Annotated in this window: 22 protein-coding genes; 12 read left to right on the top strand and 10 right to left on the bottom strand. The window is 58.5% G+C overall.

Annotated features, from left to right (window positions below; translation table 11 throughout):
* Window positions 1-69 precede the first annotated feature (69 nt).
* From ACIP1X_RS00605 to umuC, 4 genes are all read left to right on the top strand, one after another.
* The gene (locus ACIP1X_RS00605) at window positions 70-882 is read left to right on the top strand and encodes a DUF1206 domain-containing protein (RefSeq protein ID WP_400748308.1); all 813 of its coding nucleotides are present in this window, start codon (window positions 70-72) and stop codon (window positions 880-882) included.
* Window positions 883-972: 90 nt separating this feature from the next.
* The gene (locus ACIP1X_RS00600; RefSeq protein WP_212549517.1) at window positions 973-1,296 is read left to right on the top strand and encodes a hypothetical protein; all 324 of its coding nucleotides are present in this window, start codon (window positions 973-975) and stop codon (window positions 1,294-1,296) included.
* Between the two features lie 108 nt (window positions 1,297-1,404).
* Window positions 1,405-1,836 carry a LexA family transcriptional regulator gene (locus ACIP1X_RS00595; RefSeq protein ID WP_053120212.1) on the top strand — a complete coding sequence of 144 codons (432 nt, stop codon included), beginning with the start codon at window positions 1,405-1,407 and terminating at the stop codon, window positions 1,834-1,836.
* Window positions 1,823-3,103 carry a translesion error-prone DNA polymerase V subunit UmuC gene (gene umuC / locus ACIP1X_RS00590; RefSeq protein WP_400748305.1) on the top strand — a complete coding sequence of 427 codons (1,281 nt, stop codon included), beginning with the start codon at window positions 1,823-1,825 and terminating at the stop codon, window positions 3,101-3,103. The genes ACIP1X_RS00595 and umuC overlap by 14 nt, the downstream gene beginning before the upstream one ends.
* A 48-nt stretch (window positions 3,104-3,151) precedes the next feature.
* On the opposite strand, the gene treS is transcribed toward umuC, so the two are convergent.
* The gene (treS, locus tag ACIP1X_RS00585) at window positions 3,152-5,218 is read right to left on the bottom strand and encodes a maltose alpha-D-glucosyltransferase (RefSeq protein WP_400748957.1); all 2,067 of its coding nucleotides are present in this window, start codon (window positions 5,216-5,218) and stop codon (window positions 3,152-3,154) included.
* A 323-nt stretch (window positions 5,219-5,541) separates the two neighbouring features.
* On the opposite strand from treS, the gene ACIP1X_RS00580 reads away from it, so the two are divergent.
* The 4 genes from ACIP1X_RS00580 to ACIP1X_RS00565 are packed head-to-tail and all read left to right on the top strand — an operon-like array spanning window position 5,542 to window position 11,308.
* Window positions 5,542-6,735 (top strand): ABC transporter substrate-binding protein, encoded by a 1,194-nt coding sequence (locus ACIP1X_RS00580; RefSeq protein WP_400748302.1) that lies wholly within the window; start codon window positions 5,542-5,544, stop codon window positions 6,733-6,735.
* Between the two features lie 3 nt (window positions 6,736-6,738).
* On the top strand, window positions 6,739-7,608 hold the full coding sequence (locus ACIP1X_RS00575) for a branched-chain amino acid ABC transporter permease (RefSeq protein WP_400748299.1): 870 nt from the start codon (window positions 6,739-6,741) through the stop codon (window positions 7,606-7,608).
* Window positions 7,605-10,085: an ATP-binding cassette domain-containing protein gene (locus ACIP1X_RS00570; RefSeq protein ID WP_400748296.1), complete on the top strand. Its 2,481-nt coding sequence runs from the start codon at window positions 7,605-7,607 to the stop codon at window positions 10,083-10,085. The genes ACIP1X_RS00575 and ACIP1X_RS00570 overlap by 4 nt, the downstream gene beginning before the upstream one ends.
* Window positions 10,082-11,308, top strand: coding sequence for an amidohydrolase family protein (locus tag ACIP1X_RS00565; protein WP_400748294.1), 1,227 nt, complete (start codon window positions 10,082-10,084; stop codon window positions 11,306-11,308). Before ACIP1X_RS00570 ends, ACIP1X_RS00565 begins: the two co-directional genes overlap by 4 nt.
* Here ACIP1X_RS00565 and ACIP1X_RS00560 read toward each other — a convergent pair.
* The 4 genes from ACIP1X_RS00560 to ACIP1X_RS00545 form a co-directional block, all read right to left on the bottom strand.
* Window positions 11,305-11,997 (bottom strand): GntR family transcriptional regulator, encoded by a 693-nt coding sequence (locus ACIP1X_RS00560; RefSeq protein ID WP_053120200.1) that lies wholly within the window; start codon window positions 11,995-11,997, stop codon window positions 11,305-11,307. The two genes, ACIP1X_RS00565 and ACIP1X_RS00560, sit on opposite strands and share 4 nt — an antisense overlap.
* Before the next feature lie 113 nt (window positions 11,998-12,110).
* Window positions 12,111-13,682 carry a gamma-glutamyltransferase family protein gene (locus ACIP1X_RS00555; protein ID WP_400748291.1) on the bottom strand — a complete coding sequence of 524 codons (1,572 nt, stop codon included), beginning with the start codon at window positions 13,680-13,682 and terminating at the stop codon, window positions 12,111-12,113.
* A gap of 75 nt (window positions 13,683-13,757) precedes the next feature.
* Window positions 13,758-14,873, bottom strand: coding sequence for a Rieske 2Fe-2S domain-containing protein (locus tag ACIP1X_RS00550; RefSeq protein WP_400748288.1), 1,116 nt, complete (start codon window positions 14,871-14,873; stop codon window positions 13,758-13,760).
* A gap of 87 nt (window positions 14,874-14,960) precedes the next feature.
* Window positions 14,961-15,209: a CsbD family protein gene (locus ACIP1X_RS00545; protein ID WP_053120194.1), complete on the bottom strand. Its 249-nt coding sequence runs from the start codon at window positions 15,207-15,209 to the stop codon at window positions 14,961-14,963.
* Between the two features lie 243 nt (window positions 15,210-15,452).
* Here ACIP1X_RS00545 and ACIP1X_RS00540 point away from each other — a divergent pair, with 243 nt between their 5' ends.
* Window positions 15,453-16,991, top strand: coding sequence for a cryptochrome/photolyase family protein (locus tag ACIP1X_RS00540; protein WP_400748285.1), 1,539 nt, complete (start codon window positions 15,453-15,455; stop codon window positions 16,989-16,991).
* Complete coding sequence (locus ACIP1X_RS00535; protein WP_400748282.1) at window positions 16,988-17,116, top strand: DUF2256 domain-containing protein; 129 nt, start codon at window positions 16,988-16,990, stop codon at window positions 17,114-17,116. The genes ACIP1X_RS00540 and ACIP1X_RS00535 overlap by 4 nt, the downstream gene beginning before the upstream one ends.
* On the opposite strand, the gene ACIP1X_RS00530 is transcribed toward ACIP1X_RS00535, so the two are convergent.
* Window positions 17,083-17,709, bottom strand: a complete 627-nt coding sequence (locus ACIP1X_RS00530) for a dTMP kinase (RefSeq protein ID WP_400748280.1) — start codon at window positions 17,707-17,709, stop codon at window positions 17,083-17,085. The two genes, ACIP1X_RS00535 and ACIP1X_RS00530, sit on opposite strands and share 34 nt — an antisense overlap.
* A gap of 25 nt (window positions 17,710-17,734) precedes the next feature.
* On the opposite strand from ACIP1X_RS00530, the gene ACIP1X_RS00525 reads away from it, so the two are divergent.
* Together ACIP1X_RS00525 and ACIP1X_RS00520 are read left to right on the top strand one after the other, a co-directional pair.
* Window positions 17,735-18,631 carry a hypothetical protein gene (locus ACIP1X_RS00525; protein ID WP_400748278.1) on the top strand — a complete coding sequence of 299 codons (897 nt, stop codon included), beginning with the start codon at window positions 17,735-17,737 and terminating at the stop codon, window positions 18,629-18,631.
* Window positions 18,632-18,788: 157 nt separating this feature from the next.
* Window positions 18,789-19,922 carry an aminotransferase class V-fold PLP-dependent enzyme gene (locus ACIP1X_RS00520; protein WP_400748271.1) on the top strand — a complete coding sequence of 378 codons (1,134 nt, stop codon included), beginning with the start codon at window positions 18,789-18,791 and terminating at the stop codon, window positions 19,920-19,922.
* Between the two features lie 271 nt (window positions 19,923-20,193).
* On the opposite strand, the gene ACIP1X_RS00515 is transcribed toward ACIP1X_RS00520, so the two are convergent.
* From ACIP1X_RS00515 to ACIP1X_RS00500, 4 genes are all read right to left on the bottom strand, one after another.
* Window positions 20,194-20,757 (bottom strand): AAA family ATPase, encoded by a 564-nt coding sequence (locus ACIP1X_RS00515; protein WP_282351776.1) that lies wholly within the window; start codon window positions 20,755-20,757, stop codon window positions 20,194-20,196.
* 1 nt (window position 20,758) lies between these two features.
* Entirely contained in the window at window positions 20,759-21,985 is a 1,227-nt protein-coding gene (locus tag ACIP1X_RS00510; RefSeq protein WP_282351774.1) for a B12-binding domain-containing radical SAM protein, read from the bottom strand.
* Complete coding sequence (locus ACIP1X_RS00505; protein WP_282351772.1) at window positions 21,982-22,221, bottom strand: hypothetical protein; 240 nt, start codon at window positions 22,219-22,221, stop codon at window positions 21,982-21,984. Before ACIP1X_RS00505 ends, ACIP1X_RS00510 begins: the two co-directional genes overlap by 4 nt.
* 118 nt (window positions 22,222-22,339) lie before the next feature.
* Window positions 22,340-26,713 carry a response regulator gene (locus ACIP1X_RS00500; protein WP_400748266.1) on the bottom strand — a complete coding sequence of 1,458 codons (4,374 nt, stop codon included), beginning with the start codon at window positions 26,711-26,713 and terminating at the stop codon, window positions 22,340-22,342.
* Window positions 26,714-26,743 lie beyond the last annotated feature (30 nt).

Here is a 26,743-nt window from a genome sequence, read left to right as displayed (position 1 = left end):
CAGTAAATTGCAGTAGAACCCCTCCGAACCGCAACGGTCTGTTCCTTATTACTCTCAGGAATTGATCCGATGTCCGCGCACCGTAGCCTTGTAATACTCGCTCGAGGTGGATACGCCGCTCGAGGCGTGCTCTATTTGATCATCGGTATCTTCGCGTTACTCGCCGCCCATGATTCAACCAAACCCAAAGACAGTCACAAAAGTCTCGAAGCTTTGTTGGCCCAGCCATTTGGCTATTTTTTAGTAGGACTTGTGGTGGCAGGTCTGCTCGCGTTCGCAGCCTGGCGTGTACTGCAAGCCGCGCGTGATGTTGATCACCACGGCACCCAACTCAAAGGTTTGGTAATTCGCGCGGGTCTTTTGGCGGGCGGTTTGGTCAATGGCGCGCTCGCGCTATTTGCCTTGAGCCTGCTTGTGAGCGGGATCAAAAGTTCGGGCAGTTCCGGAGGGCAAACCAAAGACTGGCTGGCGCACCTGTTGTCGTGGGAATACTCGAATTTATTGGTTTACCTGATCGCGCTTATTCCGTTGGGTGTTGGTATTGCTCACATCATCAAGGGCTGGAAGGCCTCGTTTGAAAAGTATTTCGAGGCCGACGAAGACGTCATGCGCTATGTCCGCCCGGTGTCCCGATTTGGTCTGATTGCCCGTGGCGTGGTGTTTATAGAGATCGCATTGCTGCTGGTCGTCAGCGGTTCCGCTTATCAGGCGATGGATCCTCCCGGAATGAAAGAGGCCTTGGACGCGCTGCAAAATCTGCCCGCAGGATGGCTGATTTTGATGGTGATGGCCTTGGGGCTGATTGCCTTTTCGGTCTACAGTTTTTCTGAAGCGTGCTGGCGCAAGATCAACATGGACGTGCCGGGCGTTTCCAGCCAGTAGATCTTCAGGAATTAACTACGAACCGCCCTCCTGTTCCCGATACTTCGACAATCGTCCATCGAGCATTCTTTGGACGATCGGAGATGAGCAATGCACCCAGTGACGCCTGACGGTCGCTACTTTGTTGTCAAAGGGCAGCTATGGCGATGCACCAATCCCTCGCTGCAAGAAGATCTGCGACAGCAACTTGTAAACGAACTCATGGCCGCCCGACGGGACGTAAAAGTTGCAAAAGCCGCCAGTGATCCGCAGCAATTGAAAGCAGTAAGAGCACGCGTCCATGCTGCAAAAGTTGCACTCGGAGAACGAGGCCCGGTGTGGTGGGACGATGGCAGTCCTGATCTAAACAGGCATCAAGTTTCCAATACGCCTTACGCGCAATGGTATGAAACGCTCTGCAAAGGAACTGACTAGCCCCCGCCAATACGGTCACCCGTCGAATTGCCTTGTCCTGAGATTGACCAAAAGCCAAGCAAATCGTTAACTGTATGCATGTACAGTTAATCTGATAAGGCTTGCATCATGAGCATCACCCTCCTCGGCCCACTCGCGACCGGCGGCCAGAAGCTGCCCCTCTACTCATCCCGGGTGCCAGCGGGCTTCCCTTCCCCGGCGGCTGATCACATCGAAAAGCACATTTCCCTCGATGAGCTGTTCGACATCCGCGCGCCGCACGTGTACCTGGTGAGGATTGACGGCGACAGCATGCAGGGCGCCGGCATCTATTCAGGGGATCTGGTGGTCGTTGATCGAAGTATTGATGCGGTCAGCGGCGATATCGTCATCGCCGCGTTGAACTCCGAACCCTTCTGCAAGCGTCTGCTGCTGCGCGAGAACGCCGTGATGCTTTTGTCGGAGAACCCGAAATACCCGGCAAGACATGTCATGGAGGGCGACGAGTTGGTGATCTGGGGTGTGGTGAAATACAGCGTGCGCGATCATGACAACACCTGAACCGGTCTTCGCCCTGATTGATTGCAACTCGTTTTATGCGAGTTGCGAGCGGGTTTTCCGGCCCGACCTGGCGAAGACGCCCATCGTGGTGCTGTCCAACAACGATGGCTGCGTGATTGCGCGCAGCTACGACGCCAAACCGTTTGTGAAAATGGGCCAGCCGTACTTCCAGATCAAGGATCATCTGCGCCGTAACGGCATCGTCGCGTTCAGCAGTAATTACGCGTTATATGGCGACATGAGCGAGCGCGTCATGACCATCATCGAATCGCTGGTGCCTGCGCTTGAGGTCTACAGCATTGACGAGGCGTTTGCCGATCTGACGGGCATTGCCGGTGACTTGTCCGCGTTTGGTCGGCAGATGCGTTCTGCACTGCTCAAACGTACGGGCATTCCTGTCGGTGTGGGCATTGCCCGCACCAAAACCTTGGCCAAGCTCGCCAACCATACCGCCAAAAGGCTGCTGGACATCACCGGCGGCGTGGTCGATCTCTGCGATCCGTTCAAACGTGACTGGACGCTGCGCAATACCGATGTCGGCGAGGTCTGGGGCATCGGCAGGCGTATGAAAGCTCACCTGGAAGTCATGGGCATCAACACTGCCATGGACTTGGCGAAGGCCGACCCGTGGATGCTTCGGCAGAAATTCAGCGTGGTGATCGAGAAGACCGCACGCGAGCTCGCCGGCACGTCATGCCTCGAACTGGGAGAAGCTGACCCGCCGAAGCAGGAAATCTGCTGCAGCCGAATGTTCGGCACCCGACTCACGCAGATCGAGCCGATCAAGGAAGCCGTCGCGACCTACACCCAGCGTGCGGCCGAAAAACTCCGCGCGCAAAACTCGCTGTGCAAGAAGATCCGCGTGAGCATTCGCACCGGCATGTTCAATCCTGAAGAGGCGAAATATGCCAATGGCGCGCTGGTGGAATTGCCCTACCCAACCAACGATGTGCGCCTGATGACGAAGGCGGCCACGGAAGCGGTCAATCGGCTGTTTCGCCCGGGTTTCAGATACAGCAAGGCCGAAGTGCTGCTGATGGATTTGCGGCAGCCGGGTGAATTCACGGATGACCTGTTCGCCCATTCGCAACCGGTGATGGCTGACAAGGTCATGAGCGTTCTCGATGAGATCAATGGCCGCTGGGGCAAGGGAGTCCTTCGGGTGGCCAGTGTGCCCGCCGCGCCTGACTGGGGGATGCGTCGAGACCTGATGAGCCAAAGCTACACGACCAAGGTCAATCAGCTGTGGACGGTCAAGGCCCGATAGCCGGCGGGTGTTGCCGAACACCCGACAACACCCGCTAGCGGCAAAGTCCTAGATCATCGGCGAACTACTAACGACCCGCAGCGCCAAGCCTTCATAGGCATCGAGAACAATGGTGAATTCACCCTCGGGCGTAAGGTCACCTTCGACCCGCTCGTTGATGATGTCGACCACCGGCCCCGGGGCAATGTTGGGCAAGTGCAGGGTTTCAGTAATCGGTGTCGCGCCGAAGTTCAGGGCGGTGATCTGCGTGCCTTTGCCCGCAGGCAGTTCGTGAACCATGATCAGCAACCCCGGGTGTTCAACGTCCGGAACCAGAATCTGCCGACTGGCGGCAATATCGTAGGCCCGGCGCGCCGAGAGAATTCGCTGCAGTTGCGAGGCAAACGAATCCGGATCCTGCATTTGCGCAGGCAGGCTGCCGTACAAGGATTTCGAACGCGGCATGAGCCCCGCTGACAGCGACGCCTCCGGGTTCAGATCCACCAGATCGTAGGCACCACGATGAATCCAGCGGGTATCGCCATCGCCCATCAGATGCTCGACCTGCTCTGCCGGCAAAGGTAGTGCACCGACAAGATCCCACCCCGACAACGCGAACACCCCGGGTTGCATCGCGTTGTACATCACCAGCAGCAAATGGATTTGTTTGATCTGCTGAATATCCGCAGCGGTGATTGCATCGAGGTCGCGAATGCCAAGGGCGGCGGTGATGATACTGGCGGTGGTGCAGGACACGCCGTTGGTCACGAACTTGTGATTGTAGGGGGCGTGTTCGCCGGTCAGGCGTTCGTACATCTGTTCACGGATGTGTTCGCGCAAGATGTTGCCGGGGAATGTCTGGCCCTGGAACAGATAGGTGTCGTGGGCATGCAACGTCCAGAAATGCACCAGTTCCAGCGTCAGTTCGTCATGGTTCTGCAAGGCATGGATCAGCGAGCCCGGGTCGATGCCGAGTGTGTGCATCTGGCGCAGCATCAGGCGCAGGAATTCGGTATCGCCCATCAGCAACGCGTGCTGGTAGGCCGGCCGGGTGATGAAATCGTAGGAGAGATCGGCGCCGCCGTGAGACATGGCAGCGATGTCGTCAACCGTCAAATTCAATTCCTGAAAGCTGAAGCCGCCGGCCTTGCGAATCGCCCCGCCCAGCAATTGGTTGCCGGTGATCGACAGCGGATGGCTTTCCGACCACGCAGTGCCGTCGAGCTTGCGCTCCACACCGAGAAAACCGTTGGCATCGAGACGGAGGATTTTCGCGCCCATCACGTCGATGGCGTGCAGCGCATCGCCGATGATCATCTGCTGCGCGGCAAAGGTCGGATCCAGCCAGTTCAACGACGGCTGGCCTTCCTTGAAATAATGCAAGTACACCCAGCGGCGCGGCTTGCCATCGACACCCATGACGATCGACGTCGCGCTCCAGTCGGTTTCCTTGACTCCCGGTTCGAAGAAGATCACCCGTTGCAACTGGCCGACGATGTAATGCTTGTCGCGCAGCGCATCAACCTGCTGCGGGCTGAGGTTTTGCGCGTCACGCCCCTCTGCCACATCAGGCAGCAGCGGCCAGTCCTCCTCACGGATTTCGACCATGTGATAGAGGCCCGGATAATCTTCATAGGCCATCTCAGCCAGACGAAAATCCGCGCCCTTGCCGGTATGCGACGGGATCACATCATCGATGACTACGGCGTTGTGCGCAGCGGCCATGCGGGTCAGCGCCTGCAGCTGCGCCTCGGTGCCCAGTTGCGGGTCGATGTCGAAACTGATGCGGTCGAAATTGCCGTCGATGGTCGGCGTGTGCTCAGTGCCCCGCAGGCCCCCGGACTTTTTCAGCGGCCCGTTATGGATGCCCTGAATGCCGATTTTCGAGAGCAGGTGCCACAAAACTTCATCGCCCAAGGCCTCCAGCACGGTGCCGTTTTCACGGGTGACGATGGAGGCCGGATACGCGGTAAACCAGACCGAAGCCAAAGCCGAAGCGTCCCGAGGCCGGGTATGGGCGTAGGGCTGCTGCCACAAGCGGCCCTGTCCCGAATAGAGTTTGGCCCGCTGCCTTGCGGCATGAAGCATGGATTGTTCGACCAACCACGCCACTTGGTTCTGTTCAGCCGTCGTCATGAAAACCATTGCCTCTCATTGGAGTGAGCCTGCGATCGGGCCTTGCATCCAGCACAGCGACACCGCCCGATTCATTTATGTATGAGGCCCGGAGGTGGATTTCGTTGCATTGGTCTTGGCGAAGGCGCCTCGATCCCCCAGACAGGTCGGAAAAATCAAATAGCCAAATGGCCCGGCGCCTCGCCATGGTGCAATTCGCCTTCATTTGGAGCGCAATCACTCCGTGAGCACCCCGTAAACATTGTAGTTTCCAAGGAAAATCCGAGTGGCACCCTCCTTGCTAGCAATAAATCCGTAACTGCTAGCAATCAGGAGAATCACCCATGGCAACTCGGTTTCAAAACCTGCAACGTCTGCTGTTTCCCGTGGCTGCGGCAGTCACGCTCAATATGGCAATGTTCGGTGGCGCGCAAGCGGCCGAGCCGCCGATCAAGGTCGGTTTGGTCGCCGCCCTTTCCGGGCAGTCGGCCAAATCCGGTGAAGCCCTGACCCGGGGTTTGACCATGGCGATCAATGAGGTCAATGCCAGCGGCGGCGTGCTCGGCCGTCCGCTGGAATTGGTGCGTCGCGACGATGAAAGCAATCCGTCGAAGGGCATCCTCGCCGCGCGCGAACTGGTGCAGCGCGAGAAAGTCGCCGTACTGTTTGGTGGTCTCGATACGCCGGTTTCGCTGGCGATAGTGCCGCTGGTTAATCAGATGAAAGTGCCGTTCATGGGCATCTGGGCAGCGGGTACGAAAATCACTGAGAACGGCGCGGCCGATAACTATGTGTTCCGGGTTTCCGCTGTCGATGAACTGGTGGATGAGGCGCTGGTGAAATATGGCGTCGACCACGGCATGAAGAAGCCGGGGATGATCCTCATCAACAATCCGTGGGGCGAGTCCAACGAGGCGGGCTTCAAGCTTGCGCTGGAAAAACGCGGCATGGCCAACGCCGGTGTCGAGCGGATTCAGGACAGCGATCTCGACGTCGTTCCGCAACTCACTCGCTTGAAAAACGCCGGTGCCGACACCCTCCTCCTCGTCGGTAATGTCAGCCCTTCCGCGCAAGTCGTGAAGTCTCTGGATCGCATGGGCTGGGACGTGCCGGTCGTTTCGCACTGGGGCCCGGCCGGTGGCCGCTTCGGCGAACTCGCGGGGCCGAACGCCGGGCGCGTGCATTTCATCCAGACCTACGTGTTCACCGAGCACAACAGCGCCAAGGGCGATGCCTTGTTGGCCGCATTGAAAACCGCCTACCCGCAGATCAAAACCCTGGCTGACGTCACCCCGGCGGTGGGCATCGCCAATGCTTATGACGGGCTGCACCTCGCCGTTGAAGCGATCAAAAAAGCCGATAGCACCGACGGCAAAGCGATCCGCGACGGCTTTTACGCCATCAGCGAATACGACGGTTTGATCAAGGACTACAAGCAACCGTTTACCCCGACCAAGCATGACGCGTTAGGGCCGGACGATTACCTGTTCACGCATTTCGTCAACGATCAAATCGTCCCGCTCGCGCCTAAGGAGTAAGCCATGTACACCGCCGCCATCATCTCCGGGCTGGGCCTCGGCAGCATGTACGCGTTGCTGGCGTTAGGGTTTCACCTGACCTACGTCGTCTCGCGCACCGTCAACTTTGCTCAGGGCAGCGCCATGATGGTCGGCGCGGTGTTGGGCTACACCTTTTGCATCAACTGGGGCTGGTCGCTGTGGTTTGCGCTGCCGCTGACGTTGATGCTCTGTGCGCTGTATGGCTTGGCCATCGAGCGCTGGCTGGTGCGGCCGTTTCACAGTCGCGGCTCACAGGCGTGGCTGATGGCGACGGTGGCCGGCGGGATTCTGGTCGATAACCTGGCGTTGTTCACCTTCGGCAAGGAACCTCGGCAGTTTGAAAGCAGCCTCGCCAATCTGAATGTCGAGTTGTTTGGCAGCAACGTCGGTGCCCTGCAATTGCTGATTCCGCTGGCGGGCGCGGCGATTGCGCTGGCGTTGTATCTGGTGCGGCGTTACACCCGGCTGGGCAAAGTGCTGGAAGCCTGCGTGCAGAATCCTCGTGCAGCGATGCTGATGGGCATCAACGTCAATCGTGTGGTCGCCATCGCTTTTGCGATCTCGACAGTGTTTGCCGCCGTCGCCGGTTTGTTGATTGCGCCGCTGTTCAGCGTCAACGCGGAAATGGGCATGTTGTTTGGTCTGAAAGCCTTTGCGGTGGCGATTCTTGGCGGCATCACCAGCGCTGGCGGCGTGTTCACGGCGGGGTTGCTGTTTGGTCTGACGGAAGCGCTGATCACCATGTATTTCGGCTCGGCTTTTACCCAGATATTCACGTTTGCGCTGGTGATTGTCGCACTGGCGATTCGTCCCAACGGTCTGTTCGGCAGCCGGGCATTGGTGAAAGTATGAAGAACCTTTCCTCCTTGCTGATCGCCGTCCTCGCGGTCGTTTCTGGGGTCATGGCGTTCACGCTGGACAGCTATTCCCTGCTGGTTTTCACCCTGTGCGCGCTGGCGACAGTGGTTGGCGTGAGCCTGAATATTCTGATCGGCCTGAGCGGGCAGATTTCCTTTGGCCACATTGCCTTCTACGCGTTCGGTGCCTATGTGTCGGCACTGCTGACCTTGGCGGGTTGGCCGTTATGGCTGGCCCTGCCGCTCGCCGGTGTCGCGGCTGGGGTGATTGGCGCGCTGTTGGCGATTCCTGCCCTTCGGGTTAGCGGCCCATATTTGGCGATGATCACCATCGCCTTTGCGTTTGTCGTGCATCACAGTTTGATCGAATGGCGTGACGTCACGGGCGGCTCAAACGGTTTGATGGGCATTCCGATGCCGGAATTCGCCGGGCTTGATCCGTCAGTTTTGCTTGCCCTGTTGGCTGCCGCGTTGATGATTGGCGCCCTGCTCTTCTATCAGCGCCTCAGCCAAAGCCGCTGGGGCAAAGCCATGCGCGCGGTGAAAGCTTCAGAAATCGCTGCGCGCTCGCTGGGCTTCAATCCGGTCATCAGCAAAACCCTCGCCTTTGCTTTGTCGGCGGCGTTGACCGGGTTGGCGGGTGGTTTGCTCGCGCCGTTGCTGATGTTCATCAACCCGGAATCCTTTCCGTTTTCGCAGTCGATTTTGTTTGTGCTGGCAGTGATCGTCGGCGGCAGCGGCATGCTCTTCGGGCCGCTGATTGGCGCGTTGTTGATTGTGCTGGTGCCGGAACTGCTCTCGGATTTCGCCGAATATCGGTTGCTGATTTTTTCCACGTTGCTGCTGTTGGTGCTGTGGATCGCACCGAATGGCCTGCTGGGCGCCCTCGCCCGGCGCTGGATCATACCCACGCGTTTGCTGCCGCCCACGCAGTTCAATGAGCAACGTATCGCCGCGCATCTGCGCAGCCGTGGCGTGAACTCAGGCTTGCGGGTAACTGACATCGGTATTCGTTTCGGCGGCGTACAGGCCGCGCAACACGTCAGTTTGTATGCCCCCGCCGGCAGCATCACCAGCATCATCGGCCCTAACGGCGCGGGCAAAACCACTGTGCTCAATATGATCAGCGGCTTCTATGTGCCGGACTCTGGACAGATTGAACTGCAACAGCCGCTCGCCGGGCTGCCTGCCTGGAAAAGCGCCCGGGCCGGAATTGCCCGCACGTATCAGACCACTCTGCTGTTCGGCGAAATGTCGGTGTTGGACAACCTTCTGGTGGCGATGCAGCAGGGTCGCATGGGCCTGCCGTTCAGCCTTTCCACAGTCGAGCAGCGCAGTCTGGCGCTGGATCTGTTGGCACTGGTCGGCTATCGCGGTGAAGTGAATATTTCCGCCGAAGATCTGCCGCATGTGGATCGGCGTCTGGTGGAAATTGCCCGGGCGCTGGCGACGGCGCCTGCGGTGTTATTGCTGGATGAACCGGCCGCGGGCCTCAGTCGTCGTGATACGGATGATCTGGCGGTACTGCTGCGCAAACTGGCGGACTTTGGCCTGACAGTGATTCTGGTCGAGCACGACATGGCGCTGGTCATGTCGGTGTCCGAACATCTGCTGGTGCTCGACGCCGGCAAGCCTATCGCCTCGGGGCCGCCGGCTGAAATTCGACAAAACCCGCAAGTCATCGCTGCTTATCTGGGCGGTACCGAGTATCAAGCCACGCCTCGCGAGCAGGTGTGGAATGGCAGCCGCGATGCGCGTTTGTACGTCAAGGATCTGCTCATCGATTACGGCGCGTCAGCCGTGGTCGACAAGGTCAATTTGCTGGTTAATCCGGGCGAACTGGTGGCAATTCTTGGCGCGAACGGCGCGGGCAAATCGAGCATCCTGCAATGTCTGGCCGGACTGCATCGCGCCAGCGGCGGCAGTATTTTGCTGGACAACGAAAACATCGAACTGGCCAACGCCAGCACCATCGCCGCGAAAGGTCTGGCACTGGTGCCGGAGGGCCGTCAGGTTTTCCCGTATCTGAGTGTGCGCGACAACCTGTTGCTCGGCGGCTATTCGCGCCGCGACAGCTTCGATGCCGAGGCTGAAATCGAGGCCATCCTCAAGCGCTTCCCGCGCCTGCGAGATCGCATCGACAACCCTGCCGGGCTGCTTTCCGGCGGCGAACAACAAATGGTCGCTGTGGGCCGTGGCCTGATGGCCAAGCCAAAAATCCTGCTGCTCGATGAGCCGTCACTGGGTCTTTCGCCCGCGATGATCGGCGAGTTGTACGACGCACTGGCGGCGCTGCGCGACGAAGGCGTGACCATCCTGCTCGTGGATCAAATGGCCAACCTCGCGCTGCAAGTGGCGGATCGTGCTTACGTTCTCGAAACCGGCATCATCGTCAAAGCCGCCGGCTCCGCAGAACTGCGCGCCGACAAAGCGCTGGCTGCGGCTTATCTGGGTGAAGGGGCCAGCGCATGAGCGCCCTGAAAATCATCAATGCACGGCTCGGAAGCGATCACCGCGTGAGCGAGTTCTACGTTGAGAACGGTTACTTTGTCGACGGCTTCAGTCCGAATGCGAGCCACTGGGAAATCCTTGATCTGCACGGTCAAATGATGATGCCGGGGCTGATCGAAACCCATATCCATCTGGACAAGGCCTGCATCATGCAGCGCTGTCATTTGCAGGAAGGCACCCTGGCTGAAGCCGTCACGCAAACCCGCGCGGCGAAAGCCGAATTCACTGAAGACGATGTTTATCAGCGTGGTGCGCAGGTGCTGGACAAAGCAATCGTGCAAGGCACGACGCACATGCGCACCCACGTCGAGCTGGATCCGCAGATCGGTCTGACCGGGTTCAACGCGATTCGCCGTTTGCAGGCTGATTACGCCTGGGCCATCAGTCTGGAAATCTGCGTGTTTCCCCAGGAGGGTCTGCTGAACAATCCGGGGACTGAGGCGCTGTTGTGTCAGGCACTGGAAAGCGGCGCAACCGTGCTTGGCGGCTGCCCGTACATGGACAGCGACCCTCATGGGCAGATCCAGCGTCTGTTTGAGCTGGCGGTGCGTTACGACTGCGACCTCGATCTGCACCTGGATTTCGACCTGAACACCGAAGGCATGACCGTCATGGAAGTCGCACGCTGCACGCAGCTGCACGGCTGGGGCGGACGCGTCACCGTCGGGCACGCGACCAAGTTGTCGACGCTGCCCCGTGAGCCACTGACGGTGCTGGCTCTGCATCTGGCCAAAGCAGGCGTGCAGGTGACTTGCCTGCCGAGCACCGATCTGTTTTTGCTCGGCCGCGAGGCGTTCCACAACAAACCCAGAGGCTTGGCGCCACTCGCGCATTTGCATGCGTGCGGCGTGACCTGCTCGGTCTCGACCAACAACATCGGTAACCCGTTTACGCCGTATGGCGATGCGTCGTTGATTCGTCAGGCCAACCTGTTCGCCAACGTCAGTCAGATGGGCACGGTGGCGGAACTGCTGCAATGCCTGGCGTGGGTCTCCAGCGAGTCGGCGGTGATGCTGCGATTGCAGGATTACGGCTTGCGGCCAGGTTGCCGCGCCGATTTCATCGTGTTCGACGCGCCCTCGCCAGCGGCGGTGATCGCTGAAATAAGCGCGCCGTTGATGGGCTTCAAGGGCGGGCGCCAGACGTTCAGTCGCCCAGTAGCAACGTTGATCAAACCGCGTTAATCAATCAGCGCCTGCTTGAGGTTGAACTCGGCGGGCGCAGTTTCTTCCAGCGCCAGCTGCGCTTCCAGTTCATCCAGATGCTCGATCATCACCGCCACGGCTTTGGCGTTATCGCCATTTTCCAGCGCGGTGATGATCTCCTGGTGCTCATCGGACGCACACGACGGCACGTCATTGCGCTGATACAGCGCGACGATCAATGAGCTGCGCACCATCAGATTGGCGAGGATGTCGCTGAGCACCGTGTTGCCACTGATCTCGCCGAGCAGCAGGTGAAACTCGCTCAGCTCGCGGACGATGGCGCGGCGATCGGTGTCGTTGGTGGCTTTGCGTTCGTTGTTCATGTGTTGGGCGATACGCTGACGCTGCGTGCGCATGGTTTGCGGCGTGATCGCCTCGACAATTGCGCGCTCGATGGCGCGCCGGGCGCTGAAAATATCCCGCGCTTCGCGTGCCGTCGGCTGGGCAACCATGGCGCCGCGATTGGCTTCGATGGTCACCACTTTTTGCATCGCCAGACGCTGCAACGCCACCTGCACATGATTGCGGTTGGCTTGCAGGGTTTCGACGATATGCGCTTCGATCAATCGCGTGCCGGGCGGCAGGCGATGCTGGGCGATAGCCTTGAACAGCGCATCGACGATCCGTTGCACCTCAAGCTGTTTGGCGGTGACAGTGCTCAAGCCCATCCTTTCCTCTGTTTTTCAGAACGCCGCAGGCCAATCCACAACAATGTGTCTGGCGGGCAATCGGCGGCATTATCCGCCAGCCGCCCGAGCCCGGCAAATGTGCGCTGCAAGGATCAGTCCGGTTGACCGAGCCCGGTGCCCTCCCCCCGTGGATCGTGCATGGCGCTGCGCCGACCCTCGGCGTCAATCGCAATAATCCCGGCGTGGCCGGTCATGGGGCTGCGCACTGGAATGATTTCCACCTCATGGCCCAGCATGCCGAGGCCTTCAATCGTGGTCGCAGCCATATCGCCTTCGAGTTTGAGGTTATCCGTGCTGTCGAAAAAGCTGCGGCCCAACAGAAAGCGCGGCGCGTGCAACGCCTGATCAATCGGTTGCTGATAGTCGATCAGTTGCGTCGCCAGCACCATCTGCGTTTGCGGTTGACCATCGCCACCCTGCGTGCCGAAGAACCAGCGGCGGCCATCGTCAGCCAGATAGCAGGACGGGTTGAGCGTGTGCGCCGGACGCTTGCCCGGTGCCCAGCCGTTGACGTGTTGGGGATTGGCGTTAAATCCGGCCGCGCGGTTTTGCCACAGCACGCCGGTGTCACCGAGGATGCAGCCCGACCCGAAGTCATGGAACAGACTCTGAATCAGGCAAGCCGTACGGCCCTGCGCATCGGTCGCGGCCATCCAGATGGTATCGGCCGGGCGTCCCGGCTCGTTCCACGGCGCCGCGCGCTGATCGTCGATGGCATCGGCATAAGCTTTAATCTGCGCATCTTCAAGACTGGCGGCGAAATCCCACGCTTGGCTCAGCGGATCGCACAACTGCGCATTGCGTCGCAGCAGGCCCTGTTTGATCGCTTCGACCAGATAGTGATAGTAAAGCGCGCTGCCATTACCGACGTCCGCCAGTGGTTTGTGTTGCAGCGCGGCCATGGCTTGCAGCGTGTACAACCCCTGGCTTGGTGGTGCGACGTTGTAGAGCCGACCATCGCGATAACGTACCGAAATCGGTGCGACTTCGGGTGCGCGAGTTGCCGCCAGATCGGCCGTCGTCAAACCGCAGCCCAAGCGATCAAACGCAGCCCCGAACGCCTCGGCCAGTTCGCCGTGGTAGAAATCCTCGACGCCGTGTTTCGCCAGATGCCGCAGGGTGTTGGCCAACTCGGGCTGGCGCAACGTATCGCCCTCGCGTAACCAGTGTCCTTCGTGTTTGCACAGGCGATGCAGATCCGGCAATTGCTCGATCAGGGGTTGGCGCAGGGTTTGCCAGAACAGCTGCGAGCGCGACACCTGCACACCGGCATCGGCTACGCTCGCGGCGTCACTTAACAGATCAGCCCAGCCGAGCCGCGAGCCCCATTCATGCCGACTGATGTTCGCCGCCGTCTGCCAACTGGCCATCGCGCCCGCCGTGCTGGCGACCGACGCCGGGCCGCGCACGGTGATGATTCCGCCCTCGGGCAAACGTTGCCCGGCCTGGCCAATCCCCACGATGGTGCGCACCTGACTGTCGTGGATCATCCATAGGGCATCGCCACCCAGACCGGTCATGTGCGGAAAAACCGCAGCAAGCATCGCACTGGCGGCGAGCATGGCATCAATGGCCGTGCCGCCCGCGTCGAGAATCCGCAGGCCGGCGGCGCTGGCATCGGCATGAGGCGTACAGATCACCGCACGGCTGGAGGTTGCGATCATGGTGGCGGGCTCTCTCTTTGCTAGTGATCGTTATGTTGATTGCTAGCAAAGCAAGATGTATGCCTTCAGGAGTCGCTATTCCTGCTCGTGGGTAATGTCCACCAGCGGGATCGGCTCGATTGCCCAGGCGCGGATTTGACGACGCTCGGGGCTCGGTACCGCACAAGCCTTGCGCCCGGTAAATATTCGCGCGAGACGTTCTTCATCAATGCGCCAGCCGCGCTGCTCCAGTGCCTGCACGTCTTTACGAAAGGCGATTTGCAGCGCGTCGGATTTCAACGAGACCTCTTGCTGAAAGGAGTCCGGCACGCGCTCGGGCCGTACGTTTTTCAGCACCGCATGATCTTGTTCGAAGATTCGAATATTGCTGGCAATAAACCGGCGATCCAGCAGCCTCGAGCGCAGGAATGTTCTGCCCATCATCCACCAGGTTCGCGTGCGGTTGGCATCAGTCGGCACGTGCGCCGAGACGATGTAGATCCGCCAGCCATTGGGCAATTCGAGCTCCAGCGTTGTGCACGGCCCGGACAAATGAAAACCCGGAACAGTGACCACACTGACAAACTCGGTGGAAGATTTGCGCCTCAACAGCCCCTTGCGCGCGGGCCTGCGCATGAGCATTTGTGCGCTGCCGCTCCACGCGTTGCTGTCGACATCGAACGATTCAATCTCGGGATGATCGGGATCACCGAAGGTCGAGCCATGCACAAAGGGAGCGTGGGCGAAGTCAAGGCCGTTTTCGATAATTCGATCCCAACTGGCCTGCCAATCGAAATGACCACTGACCACCCGAATGGCCGGATCGTCGATCCAGTCGAGCGTTGGTAGAGGCGGACGTTCCGCTTCTGGAAGATCACCTAAAAACGCCCAGATCCAGCCATAGCGTTCCAGCGTTGGATAGGCGTCGACGCGAGCCTTCGCCGGAATCCGCAGGTCTGGCTGCGCGGGTATGTGCGTGCAGATCCCGTCCGCGCCAAACCGCCAGCCGTGATACGGACACTGCACGCTGTTGCCAACCTTACTGCCGGCCGACAGCGAACCGCCGCGATGCACGCACACATCTGAAAGCAGATGCGCGACGCCCGCCTCATCACGGAACGCCACAAACGGTTGCCCGAGCAATTGCACCGGGATCAATCCTCCAGTCAATTGCGACGAGGGCAGAACGACATACCAGAGGTTCGTGAGCATGGGGCGCGGGTGATTCCGTCAATTCGGTTAGCTGAGATCATAAAACGAAAGCGGCTCCGAAGAGCCGCTATGTCTGCCTTACGTGATTCAACGACGCAGAAAGCGGTTGACCAACAGCAGCACTGCCGCACCGATGGCGAGTGCAGCCACTGGTTTTTCTTTAACAAACGTCGAGACGTTGTCCAACGTGTCGCCGTAGGTTTTAGTCAGTTGGCCCGAGGCCTGACGTGCAGCGCCTTCAGCGTCCAGCCTTGAATCACCGATCAATTTCCCGACTGCGCTCTGCGCCTTGCCAGCAAGTTTTTCTGCAACGCCTTCAACTTGTTCACTTTTCATAATTCATCAAACCTTCGTCTGTAAGTGGAGAGTTCAGAATCGACCTGAGCGTGTGCCGAGAGGCTATCTGCAGAGCATTAGGGGAACGGGCGTGGTGATTGGTTCCATCGAGATGAGCTTCAGCAGCCGAAAACCACTGTTTGCTGACCTCGTGCTGGACTCGCAAATACCTATACAGAAGACTACCCTTGTATAACTTATTGCCGGCCTGGCGATGACCTCGAACTTAACGGACTCCGATTGATGAATGCGACGCGGCGCTTGTGCCTGGTCTTGGGCGACCAATTGTCTTTCGACCTCGCCTCCCTGCAAGGCCTCGATCAGGATCACGATGCAGTGCTGCTGGTCGAGGTGATGGAGGAAGCCAGCCATGTCCCCCACCATCCGCAAAAAATCGTGCTGATCTTCAGTGCCATGCGGCATTTCGCCGAGGCTTTGCGTCAGCGTGGCGTTCGCGTGCACTACGTCACGCTGACGGATCCGGACAACAGCGGATCGGTGCCGAACGAATTACAGCGCTGGCACGCACTGCTTAATCCCAGTGAGATTCACCTGACAGAGTGCGGTGACTGGCGCCTCGAGCAATCGATCAAGGATTGCGGCTTGCCCATCCAGTGGCACAGCGATGCTCGCTTTCTTTGCACACGGAGCGAATTTTCCGACTGGGCGCAGGGCAAAAAGCAGCTGCGCATGGAGTTCTTTTACCGTGAGATGCGCCGCAAAAGCAGGCTGTTACTCAACGGTGACGGCAGCCCGGTCGGAGGCGCCTGGAACTACGACGCCGACAATCGCAAAGCCTTGCCCAAGGGCGTTCGGCCCCCTCCTCCCGTGCGCTTCAAACCCGACGCCGTTACCCAAGAGGTGCTTGCGTTGGTGGCCGAACACTTCGCCAGCCACTACGGCGCGCTCGAGACGTTCGATTACCCGGTGACGCACGCCGACGCACAGGCATTGTGGGAGTACTTTCTCGATTGGGGTCTGGCCGCGTTCGGCGATTATCAAGACGCCATGGCCAGCAACGAACCCTTTCTGTTCCACGCGCGGATCAGCGCCGCGCTCAATATTGGTCTGCTGGATCTTCGGCAGATTTGCAGCGATGTCGAATCAGCCTATTGGTCGGGCGGCATTCCGCTCAACGCGGCTGAAGGTTTTATTCGGCAACTGATCGGCTGGCGCGAGTACGTCCATGGCGTCTACTGGCTGAAGATGCCCGACTACGCGCAAGGCAATGTCTTCGGCAACACCCGCGTGCTTCCAGAGTTTTACTGGACCGGCAAAACGCAGATGAACTGCATGCGCCAGGCCATCGGACAGAGCCTGGAACATGCCTACGCGCACCACATCCAAAGGCTGATGGTCACCGGCAATTTCGCCCTGCTCGCGGGTATCGCGCCCAGCCAGATATGCGACTGGTATCTGGCGATCTACATGGATGCCTTCGACTGGGTGGAACTGCCCAATACACTGGGCATGGTCATGCACGCCGATGGTGGTTATCTGGGTTCAAAACCCTATTGTGCGAGCGGCCAGTACATCAAGCGCATGTCTGACTATTGTCGTGGTTGCGCCTACAAAGTGAGCGAAAGCATTACCGACGACGCCTGCCCTTTCAATTCTTTGTATTGGCACTTCCTCATGCGCCACGGCGACCTTCTGCGCGGCAATCAGCGCATGGGCATGCTCTATAAAAACCTCGACCGCATGCCTGACGCCAAGCAGCAGGCGCTGTGGCAACGCGGCGAGTTCTTGCTCGCCAAACTCGATCAAGGTGAGTCGTTGTGAAAAAGAGCGAGATGCCGGTCAAAACCTGCGTGACCTGCGGCCTTCCGTTCACTTGGAGAAAGAAATGGGCGCGCTGCTGGGAGCAAGTGCGCTACTGCTCGGAGCGCTGCCGAAGAACCCGATAGATCTCGCCAACCACCTGCGCCACGGCCTCTTCAATCGTCCCTTCATTGCGGCACAACACCCAACCCTGATCCGCCACCGCTCGCGCGAACGCCTCGGTACACGCCACGTGTTCTTCGCGCTTGTGGATCACCGTGCTGCCCAGCCCCCGGGAGCGTGCCGCCGCCCTTGCCCAGGAAATATCAGGATCGGTCACGACGCCGACATGCAGATCCGGTACGCGCACGTCTCGCGTCATGTTCAGTTGGAGAATCTCCGCGAACGGGACGGTTCGGCGAAACGCCGCGTCTGACGGGTACCAACGGTCAATCAGGACGATGCTGTCCAGCGGTTGCTTGGGCAGCACCTGCTGTGAAATCCAGCTGCGGCTATCCGCCAGACGCTGACAAATAGCCCACTCCAGATCCGTGGAGGGGTCTCTCGCGAGTTGATTGACGAGGGCCATGGTGCCAGCCCTGTCTGGATCGTTTTTTCTCTCGCACAGGCGAATGACTTTCTTGTTGTCGGCCCTCAGGGCTGCCGTCACGGCTTCCAACAATGTGGTTTTGCCGGTGCCTTTGGGGCCATCGAGAGAAATAAACAGCGCGGGATTCATCGTTCACACGTTGGTGGAGACATTGGTGAGCACTTTAACCGTATTGATGTGTGCATACACTTCCTTGCCAAATGGGATGAATTGGCCAGACGCTTATCGAGCTACGGCCCAACCTCCGTATCGGCTACTTTTGAAACAGGCGTTCTGCCTGAATCCGTGCGTGTATGGTTGGCGGCTTGCCTTTTATGCCAAACTTCAGCCGATTCTAATTTTACAAGGATGTTTAAGATGTCAGGCAAACCAGCCGCTCGCATTACCGATCCTGCGTCCTGCATTACCTGCAAAAGTGAGAAAACACATGCGCTCACTTGACCGCGTAAACAGTTTTTTTAGAAACGCCCCTAATGAGCAAGTTCTAGGCTATTCACCTTCAGAGCTAAACACTATGTTCGGAGGCGCTGAGCTTCCTCCAATCAAACAACAATTGGACTACCCTCCTGTTTCAATATTGGAACCTGCTGGCATTCAGGCTTATTACTCGTGCTTCATTATGGACAAGGCCGATGTTGTTTTTCTGCAACGGATGATTGATGAACGTTTGCTAATGCTAGATGAAAGGCTTTTCAATGAGCTAACCGTCACTCACTTTCAACATCGAAATAAAAATGAACACCTTCTATTTTGTGTTTCTGACAAGGAATTTAACTGCGCAACGATTCGGCTAGTCACCAATAGCTCGGAAATCTTAAGTCTGTTGAGTGAAACAAAATTTGCAGTTCCTCCTCCATGGGTTGTCTTCGAAGGGTACGAGGCGTCTTGGTGGGGTGGTGACATGCAGGGGGCTCAAGGTTTCTACAATGACAATTACTTCTTTCCATTCTTTTCAACACTTAACCCGGCGGAAAGAAGCCATTATTACGCGAAGTACTCAGCCTCTGAGGTATGGATTCACAGCCTAGAGCTGATTTTGGATAACGAATGACATTTGTGAAAGCTCTGCCTCGTTAAAGTCCCTCGCCGCCCATAGGTAATGCCAGCCAATCGACCGAAGTCGCGATTCTAGCCAAGGCAATCTTGTCATTTACCAACACTTGAGGCACGGTCGAATCCACTGACATCTCTGCCAAAGGAATTACGCCATGTCGAAGCTCTATCCCAGTATCGATCCCGAGGGGTTGGTCGAGTACTCCGTGGTCTACACCGACCGCTCGCTGAACCACATGTCGCAGTCCTTTCAAGCGGTGATGAAGAACATTTCCCAGACCCTCAAGCAGGTCTACAACGCCCAAGGCGTTGCCGTGGTGCCGGGCAGCGGCACCTTTGGTATGGAAGCGGTGGCGCGGCAGTTTGCGACTGGCCAGCAATGCCTGGTGATACGCAATGGCTGGTTCAGTTATCGCTGGAGCCAGATCCTTGAAATGGGCAACATCCCGGCGGCCACCACGGTGCTCAAAGCTCGCCCCGTCGATGCCGGTCACCAGGCTGCGTACGCCCCGCCGCCGCTGGACGAAGTGCTGGCAGCGATCGCCGCGCAGAAGCCGAAGATAGTCTTCGCTCCCCACGTTGAAACGTCCTCCGGGATTATCCTGCCCGACGAGTACCTGCGGGCCGTCGGCGACGCCGTGCATGCGGTGGGTGGTCTGTTCGTGCTGGACTGCATCGCCTCGGGCACGCTTTGGGTTGATATGCACAAATGCGCCGTCGACCTGCTGATCAGCGCCCCGCAGAAAGGCTGGAGCGCCTCCCCTTGCTGCGCACTGGTGATGTTCAGCCCTTTGGCCCTTGAGCGCATCGAGCACACGCAAAGCAGCAGCTTCGCCTGCGATCTGAAAAAGTGGCTGCAAATCATGCAAGCCTACGAACAGGGCGGCCACGCCTACCACGCGACCATGCCCAGCGATTCCCTCGCGCGGTTTAACGACGTGATGAAAGAAACCAAGGCCTACGGTTTCGACAAGATTCGCGACGAGCAACAGGCGCTGGGCGATCGGGTACGCGCGATGTTGACCGGCAAAGGCTTCAAAAGCGTGGCCGCTGAAGGCTTTCAGGCCCCGGGCGTGGTGGTGAGTTACACCGACGATTCCGACATCAAAAACGGCAAGAAATTTGCCAACCACGGTCTGCAGATCGCCGCCGGCGTGCCGTTGCAATGCGACGAGCCGGCCGACTTTCAAACCTTCCGCATCGGGTTGTTCGGGCTGGAGAAGCTGCACAATATCGAGCGTACGGTGAGCACGCTTGAGCAGGCGCTGGATGAGGTGATGGTTGATTGAGACTTCATCGGTCTCGCAGCACGTATCCATTGCAGAATAAAGCGGTCGCTCAGAGCGGCCGTTTCCGGCCAAAAGTGGATCAATAAGAGTGCCTACTAAATTCGGGTGGGTTCACGCCTTGGGTGAGCTGCTTTGAGTCCATCCAGTCAGTTTTCTATGGGTGGCGCGACTGAAGTTTTCCCAAGAGGGGCTGGCAGCAGTTCACCGAAAGATTTGCTTGGCATGCCCTGTGTTTACTGATGATCAGCGATCCGGCCACGACCATGTTTGGTCAACTACAGGACGGGCGTCTTATCATCTGCTCCAGCTCAATAGCCAAAGCGTCCGCGGTAAAGTGAGTTGTGTTCAGTGAGATGTCTGCATGCGCCATTAGCTCGTCCATTACGCACCCGCGAAAGACGGGATCAAACGTTTCCTTATCCTCTGCTGTTGGGCCACGAGCAAGAAGGCGTTGTTGGCGGTCAGGCTCGTCAAGCAGAAGCAATATAGTTATGTCCGGCTTGATCAGGCTTTGGCCCAAAAGCGCCAGCTCGGCCGATACACCGCGAGCTTTTGCATAAGCCAGTGTCGAGGCCCAATAGCGATCCATAAATACCCACTCGCCACGTTCAACCAGGCTGCGTGCATGCCTTCCTTGGCTGGAAACGCTTGCCGTATAGAACAGCGCCTTGGCAAGCTCATCATGGGCAAAGGCCTCTAATATGGCTGGGCGGCTGCTACTCAGTGCTGTCCCAGGGGTACTCAGTGCGTGGCCGGAGAAGCGTTCGGCCAGCTTGTTCAGCACCGTGGATTTTCCTACGCCGTCGAGGCCCTCAATAGCAACAAATCCCGCCATTTCAGTTCTCCTCCAGCAACGTAGCGATGCGAGCCATTTCGGCATACTCCGTTTTAGAAAAACTATTGCTGGAGACCACAATAGGAATAGCCTGATCGTCGCTTTCCTTGAAGCCATAGAGCTGTTTCTGCTCGTATAGAGGCGTCCCCCTCAGGAGCATCAGTGGCCAGGCTCTTAGGCGAGGCACTCGCCGCTGCACACACCATTCAACGCTGCTACGGAAGCTGTCCAGTGTTTGATTGGGCAGGCCGTAAATCAGTGAAACCTCAAAGTCTATTTGCCGTTCATGTAACTGACGAATGCGGCTGCAAATGATATCCAGATGGTTGGGTCTTTTGATTGCCAGGTATTCAGCCTCTACTGTGGTCTGCAGTCCGAACTCCAGCGTGACATTGAGCCCCTCAAGCTCATCCAGAAAGTCCGGGCTACAGGTCTCGAAGCGGCATTGCAAAGAAAGATGCGCCGTTACACCCGCCGCTTTAATGCTATTCAGGATTTGAATGGCGCGCTCTGCATCAGTATGGAAAATCGGATCCAGCACAGATATGCGTTTCACCTTCGCTGCGGCAAACATGTCCAGTTCTTTTTCCAGACGACGACCATCAAACCACTGATGTTTGAGGCGCTTCCCTGGCTCACGGTGCTGACAAAAGGAACACTTGAAAGGGCATCCGCGTTGAGTTTCCCAGCGGATGTTGCTCTGCAATTCAGCTGTTTCATACAGGTAAGGTGAGGGCAAGGTCAGCAGATCGTGATCAGCTTTGCTGCCATTATCGGGAGTGCCGGCGACATGGATGCCGCAGTCATCGGATGTGGTACCGCAGGCCAGTGCAACCATGGCCATCTCGCCCTGGCCACGAACGAAATACTTCGCTTGCGGGTAAGTGTTTTCGAGTTGACCCTTGGCCATATAAGAGATTTGCGGCCCGCCAAGAACAACCACTGCACCGGTGCCCTGAATCAAGTGAATCAGAATGCGAACCTCAGAGTCATTCCATACAAAAGTACCGAAGCCAACCAGACAGCCAGGGCCAGCCTGCTTGATCGCCTGCAGCAAACTAGCGAGCACGTGTTCTAGTAAGAAACCCGGGCTATTAACTTGTGCGTCGATAATCTGAAATGGCACATCTGCTGCGCGCAAAGCCGCAGCTATAGATGCGATACCTAATCCAGTTTTACCGTCTTGTGGTCGACGCCAATCCAGTGAAATCAAGATTACCGGCCTCATGGCATCAGCTCCTGGCGAGCGTCCCGATATCGCTCAGCAAAGCCGCGTAGGCGCTGTCCCATATCGCGGCGGAAATTCTGAAAAGCATGTCGATCCCCAAGCGTGCCGGTCACGATAAACATGCCGCGGCTATCGTGTGGAAAGACCTTGTACTGCCGGCCTTTAGCGTAGCTCCAGCCAAACTGAATCAGTTCTTGCACGAGTTGGTTGATCTCTTTGTTTTTCCTGAAGTACATGGTTGCTCCTCTATTGCGTGGCTTTGTGGGCACGATGCGACAGAGGTGGCTGTCGAAGCCCGACACCCAGCCGAAAGAAAAATCTAAAAATGGCACGCTCTGCTAACCCAACTCATATTTACTGAAGCAGCTTCAAGGCGCGATCAAAGTCGAACAATTCCACCTGCGCCGCGGCGAGTGTCAGACGTTCTGCCAAGGCGCGATCAAGTGGCATATTGCGCAGTGCCGCCAGTACGTCCAAAGCCGTCGTATCCCCCTCCTCCAATAGTCTGATCAGCCTATTCAGTTGCTCGCCGATTGCCGAGTCGTCCGGCAGGTAACCCTCAGTGGAGGCCACTGTGTCCGCCTTAAGGTCGGCCAGAGCCGCCAAGGTCGGGAGCAAGCAATGCTCGACCTGCATCGCCAGCGTCTTCAGCACCGTAGCGGGCTCGCCGTCCTGGCAGGCCTGCTCGAGTAAAGCGCTGGCATGCGCCACGTCCTTGGCGCCGATGTTGCCGGCGGTGCCGCGCAAACTGTGCGCCAGTCGTACGGCGGCGGCAGGATCCGGATCGGTTTGTGCGGCCTGGAATTGCTCGGCAAAGTCTGTCTGCGTGTCGCGAAACTTGCAGAGCAGACGTAAGTAGAGATCCCGCCGCCCCATGCAGGTGGCGAGCCCCGCAGCCAAGTCAATGCCCTCAAGACGGTCTGGCAATCCATCGACGGAACCTGCGTTCAACGATGGTTTAGCCGCTCTAGGTTTGATCCACTTTGCCATTGTGGCGAACATGCTTTCGACATTGAGCGGCTTGGAGATATGGTCGTTCATCCCGCATTCGAGCGCGCGCTCGCGGTCGCCGTCCATTGCGTTGGCGGTCATGGCGATCACTGGCAGCGTACTGAAGCGCGGTTGCTGGCGAATTTTCCGCGTGGCCGTGTAGCCATCCATCACCGGCATCTGGCAATCCATCAGCACGCCATCAAAGTCGCCATCCTCGGCGAGGATATCCAGGGCCTCCTGGCCGTGCGTGGCGAGTCGCAAGCGGATGCCGACACTTTCCAGCAGCTCGCTGGCCAGTTCCTGATTCAGCTCATTGTCTTCGACCAAAAGCAGCCGGGCGCCGTTGAGACTGGCAACGGTACTGGCATTCTGTTGTGAGCGTTCGCCAGCCCGCGTATCGCTGTGGGTGTCTCTGCCCAGAACGACACCGATGGCTTCGAGTAATGAAGACGGCGTGACCGGTTTGGTCAGTACCACCGGTAACTGGATGCCCTGGCGTTCGGCTTCTTCGCGGGCTTCTTCGCGGCCGAAAGCGGTAATCATGATCACCGATGGTGTGCGCATCAGACTCGCAGAATGCATTCTGCTCACGGCTTCCATGCCATCCATGCCCGGCATCCGCCAGTCCATCAAAACCAGATCGTAAGGCAGCGCCTTATGCTCGGCGTCGGCCAGCATGCGCAGCGCCGTGCTACCGCTCTGCGCGACATCCACTTCCAGGCCAAAGCTGCGCGCCATGCCCGAGAGAATTTCACGGGCACTTGCGTTGTCATCCACGACCAGAACCCGCATGCCGAGCAGTTCGCCGGCCTTGAACATACGACGCGGTTGCAGGCCTTGCTGCACGCCGAGTTGCACCTGGAAATGGAACGTGGAGCCGACTCCCGGTTGGCTTTCAACCCAGATTCGGCCGGCCATCAGTTCCACCAGCTTCTTCGAGATAGACAATCCCAGCCCGGTGCCTCCGTACTTGCGCGTGATCGAACTGTCAGCCTGACTAAACGACTGGAACAAACGTGAACACTGCTCGACGGTCATGCCGATGCCCGTGTCGCGCACCCAGAAGTGCAGCTGCACGTGTTCGTTGTCAGAAGCCATTTCTTCAACGCCGACCACGATGTCACCGTGTTCGGTGAACTTGGCCGCGTTGTTGCCCAGATTGATCAGCACTTGCCCCAGTCTCAGGGGATCGCCAAGCAGTGCTGTGGGCAGGTCAGGCGGGATCTGAAACAACAATTCCAGACCCTTGTCCTCGGTCTTCAGGCCGATCATGGCAGCGAAGCTGTCGAGTACATCTTCCAGACGGAACGGGATCTGTTCGAGACTCATCCTGGCGGCTTCGATCTTTGAGAAGTCGAGAATGTCGTTGATGATGCCCAGCAGGTTCTCCGCCGAGCGATGGACTTTTTCAATGTAATTGCGCTGGCGATTGTCCAGCGAAGTACGCAGCGCCAGATGGCTCATCCCGATGATGGCGTTCATCGGCGTGCGGATCTCATGACTCATGTTGGCAAGGAACTCACTCTTCGCTTGAGTGGCCTCTTCGGCCGCTGCTCGAGCCTCCGCCAGAGCCGTCACGTCGATGTTGATCCCGGTTGCGCGCAATGGCTTGCCGTCCGGCGTGCGTGAAAAACGGTTGAGCGAGCGGAACGTGCGCACCCGACCATCATTTTTGCGCACGATGCGAAAGTCGAATTCGGCCCGATCATCGCCACTCTGGACGGCACTTTCGAAGGTGCTGCTGACCCGTGCGACATCGTCGGGATGCACCAGCGCCTGCCAGTGCGCCAGCGTGCCACCGAAGCCACCAGGCTCCAGACCAAACAGGGTTTCGAGTTGGGGAGTCCAATAGTTTGTGCCGCTGACCAGATCGACGTCGAACAGACCGATGTCACCCGACTCCTGTGCCAGGTTCAGGCGATCGCTGGCAGTACGCAACTTGGCTTCCATCGCCCTGCGCTCACTGACATCGCGCACCGAGGCGCACACGCAGACGCCACGCCCCTCCAGACGGGGCAAGTGGGAAAGGCCGATTTCCACGGAGAACAGGCTGCCGTCCTTGCGCACGCCGCTCAGATCGTCCAGATCGCCGCCCATCTGCCGGGTTCCGCCGCTGGCAATGAAGCCGTCGCGTAACTTGACATGCCGCTCGCGGGCAGCCTGCGGTACCAGACGCTCAATGCTGGCGCCAATCAGCTCGCCGGGGGCGTAGCCAAACAAGGTGTCCATTTGCGGGTTGGTCATCAGGATGCGGCCATCGGCGCCCAGCACCAGCATGCCGTCCGGTGCGGCCTCGATGATGCCGCGATACCAGGCCTCGGTGGCGCGCAGTGCGGCCTGCTGGGCCTCCAGCTCGCTGGCCTGATGTTCCAGTTGCAAGGCTTGCGCGCCCATTTCGTCTGCCTGACGGCGAGTTTCCATGAGCAGCGCCTGGGCTGCCTCACTGCGCTCCATAATGGCCATGGCACCGGCCAGTCTGGGCAGGACTTCTTGCAGCAGCAGCGCTTCGTTCTCTTCCAGTTGACGAAAACCGGCCATTTCCATAACCCCGAGCAGGCGTTCGCCACGCAACACGGGCTGAACCAACAGGACGCTGGCGGGCGCTGCGCCCAACGGCGTGCGCACATGCCAAAACGGTTCGGGTAGACCCTCAAGCTGACGAGGTTGGCGATCCAGCGCGCACTGGCCGAGCAACCCTTCCCCGAGATCGAGTTCTGTGGGTAGCGGGTGAGCACTGTCCACCGCATAACCGCCCACCAGGCGCAGGCGTGCCGCGCCTTCATAGAGAACGTAAAGCGCTCCCTGGCACATGCCCAACTGCGGCGCGATGTGGCTGAAAAAAGCCTGGGCCAACTGCTGCGGCGTCTCCGCCTGTTGCAGGCCCACTTGCAGAAGTGAGGTGTGGTTTTTCACCCAACGCTGGCGCTCAAGCTGACAAGCTTCCAGCTGCAGCGTGGCGATAGCACGCGCCAGGTCTCCGGTTTCGTTGCGAAGATCGGTGTGCGGGATCTGGCCGTCCAGCTTGCCGGACGCCAATTCGTCCACCGCCACGCGGACGCGATTCAACGGCACGCGAATCGAATAACTGACCAGCCAGGTCAACAGCAAGGCCAGCGCCGAACCACCCAGCAGCAAAATGTACGTGATCGCAGTACTGCGCTCTGCGTATTCCGCCAGGTTCTTCGCCGTATCGTGGATGTCGGTTTCCTTGTTTTTCTCGATCTGCGAGAGCAGCCCGTCGCCGCCCTGCTCCAGCGCAAGAAAATCCTTACTGTTGAGCAACATCAAGGCCTGTCCCAAGGAGCCCTTGCCGGCCAGTTCCAGTGCCTCATCGCCATTTTTTTGCAGACGCTGTAATAACACTTCGAATTCCACCAGGCTGCTGATGCTGCTCTGTCGGCGCAGTGTCGGACGAACCTGCTCGAGCGCTTCATGCAGTCGCTGTTGGGCGATATCCATCTGGGCTCTGGCGCTGATACGGATGTCCGCGTTGTTGGTAGCGATTGCACGTTGCATGGCGAGCAACAGATGCGGCAACTGCACCCGAACTTCCTGCACATGCTGAATACCCACCAGATCCTGCTGGTACAACTGCTGCATTTCATTTTTGAGCGAATACTGAGTGCGCAGGCTTTGCACACCCAATATCAGGATCAATATCAGCAGCGCAGCGAAGCCGATGATCAATTTACTGCGCAGAGACAGGCGCTCGAGCATCTCGAACAGTCTGTTCATAAACGGCCTCTTTCAACGGAATGTGCAAAC

Origin of the sequence: Pseudomonas sp. NPDC088885 (assembly GCF_044750025.1) — a bacterium.
Lineage (GTDB): Bacteria > Pseudomonadota > Gammaproteobacteria > Pseudomonadales > Pseudomonadaceae > Aquipseudomonas > Aquipseudomonas rustica.
This window is presented reverse-complemented; position numbering and strand designations above follow the sequence as displayed.

Excerpts from the sequence above, each read along its gene's own strand:
- ACIP1X_RS00605 (WP_400748308.1), top strand. The coding sequence starts at position 70 with ATGTCCGCGCACCGTAGCCTTGTAATACTCGCTCGAGGTGGATACGCC.
- ACIP1X_RS00600 (WP_212549517.1), top strand. The coding sequence starts at position 973 with ATGCACCCAGTGACGCCTGACGGTCGCTACTTTGTTGTCAAAGGGCAG.
- ACIP1X_RS00595 (WP_053120212.1), top strand. The coding sequence starts at position 1,405 with ATGAGCATCACCCTCCTCGGCCCACTCGCGACCGGCGGCCAGAAGCTG.
- umuC (WP_400748305.1), top strand. The coding sequence starts at position 1,823 with ATGACAACACCTGAACCGGTCTTCGCCCTGATTGATTGCAACTCGTTT.
- treS (WP_400748957.1), bottom strand. The coding sequence starts at position 5,218 with ATGACGACGGCTGAACAGAACCAAGTGGCGTGGTTGGTCGAACAATCC.
- ACIP1X_RS00580 (WP_400748302.1), top strand. The coding sequence starts at position 5,542 with ATGGCAACTCGGTTTCAAAACCTGCAACGTCTGCTGTTTCCCGTGGCT.
- ACIP1X_RS00575 (WP_400748299.1), top strand. The coding sequence starts at position 6,739 with ATGTACACCGCCGCCATCATCTCCGGGCTGGGCCTCGGCAGCATGTAC.
- ACIP1X_RS00570 (WP_400748296.1), top strand. The coding sequence starts at position 7,605 with ATGAAGAACCTTTCCTCCTTGCTGATCGCCGTCCTCGCGGTCGTTTCT.
- ACIP1X_RS00565 (WP_400748294.1), top strand. The coding sequence starts at position 10,082 with ATGAGCGCCCTGAAAATCATCAATGCACGGCTCGGAAGCGATCACCGC.
- ACIP1X_RS00560 (WP_053120200.1), bottom strand. The coding sequence starts at position 11,997 with ATGGGCTTGAGCACTGTCACCGCCAAACAGCTTGAGGTGCAACGGATC.
- ACIP1X_RS00555 (WP_400748291.1), bottom strand. The coding sequence starts at position 13,682 with ATGATCGCAACCTCCAGCCGTGCGGTGATCTGTACGCCTCATGCCGAT.
- ACIP1X_RS00550 (WP_400748288.1), bottom strand. The coding sequence starts at position 14,873 with ATGCTCACGAACCTCTGGTATGTCGTTCTGCCCTCGTCGCAATTGACT.
- ACIP1X_RS00545 (WP_053120194.1), bottom strand. The coding sequence starts at position 15,209 with ATGAAAAGTGAACAAGTTGAAGGCGTTGCAGAAAAACTTGCTGGCAAG.
- ACIP1X_RS00540 (WP_400748285.1), top strand. The coding sequence starts at position 15,453 with ATGAATGCGACGCGGCGCTTGTGCCTGGTCTTGGGCGACCAATTGTCT.
- ACIP1X_RS00530 (WP_400748280.1), bottom strand. The coding sequence starts at position 17,709 with ATGAATCCCGCGCTGTTTATTTCTCTCGATGGCCCCAAAGGCACCGGC.
- ACIP1X_RS00520 (WP_400748271.1), top strand. The coding sequence starts at position 18,789 with ATGTCGAAGCTCTATCCCAGTATCGATCCCGAGGGGTTGGTCGAGTAC.
- ACIP1X_RS00515 (WP_282351776.1), bottom strand. The coding sequence starts at position 20,757 with ATGGCGGGATTTGTTGCTATTGAGGGCCTCGACGGCGTAGGAAAATCC.
- ACIP1X_RS00510 (WP_282351774.1), bottom strand. The coding sequence starts at position 21,985 with ATGAGGCCGGTAATCTTGATTTCACTGGATTGGCGTCGACCACAAGAC.
- ACIP1X_RS00505 (WP_282351772.1), bottom strand. The coding sequence starts at position 22,221 with ATGTACTTCAGGAAAAACAAAGAGATCAACCAACTCGTGCAAGAACTG.
- ACIP1X_RS00500 (WP_400748266.1), bottom strand. The coding sequence starts at position 26,713 with ATGAACAGACTGTTCGAGATGCTCGAGCGCCTGTCTCTGCGCAGTAAA.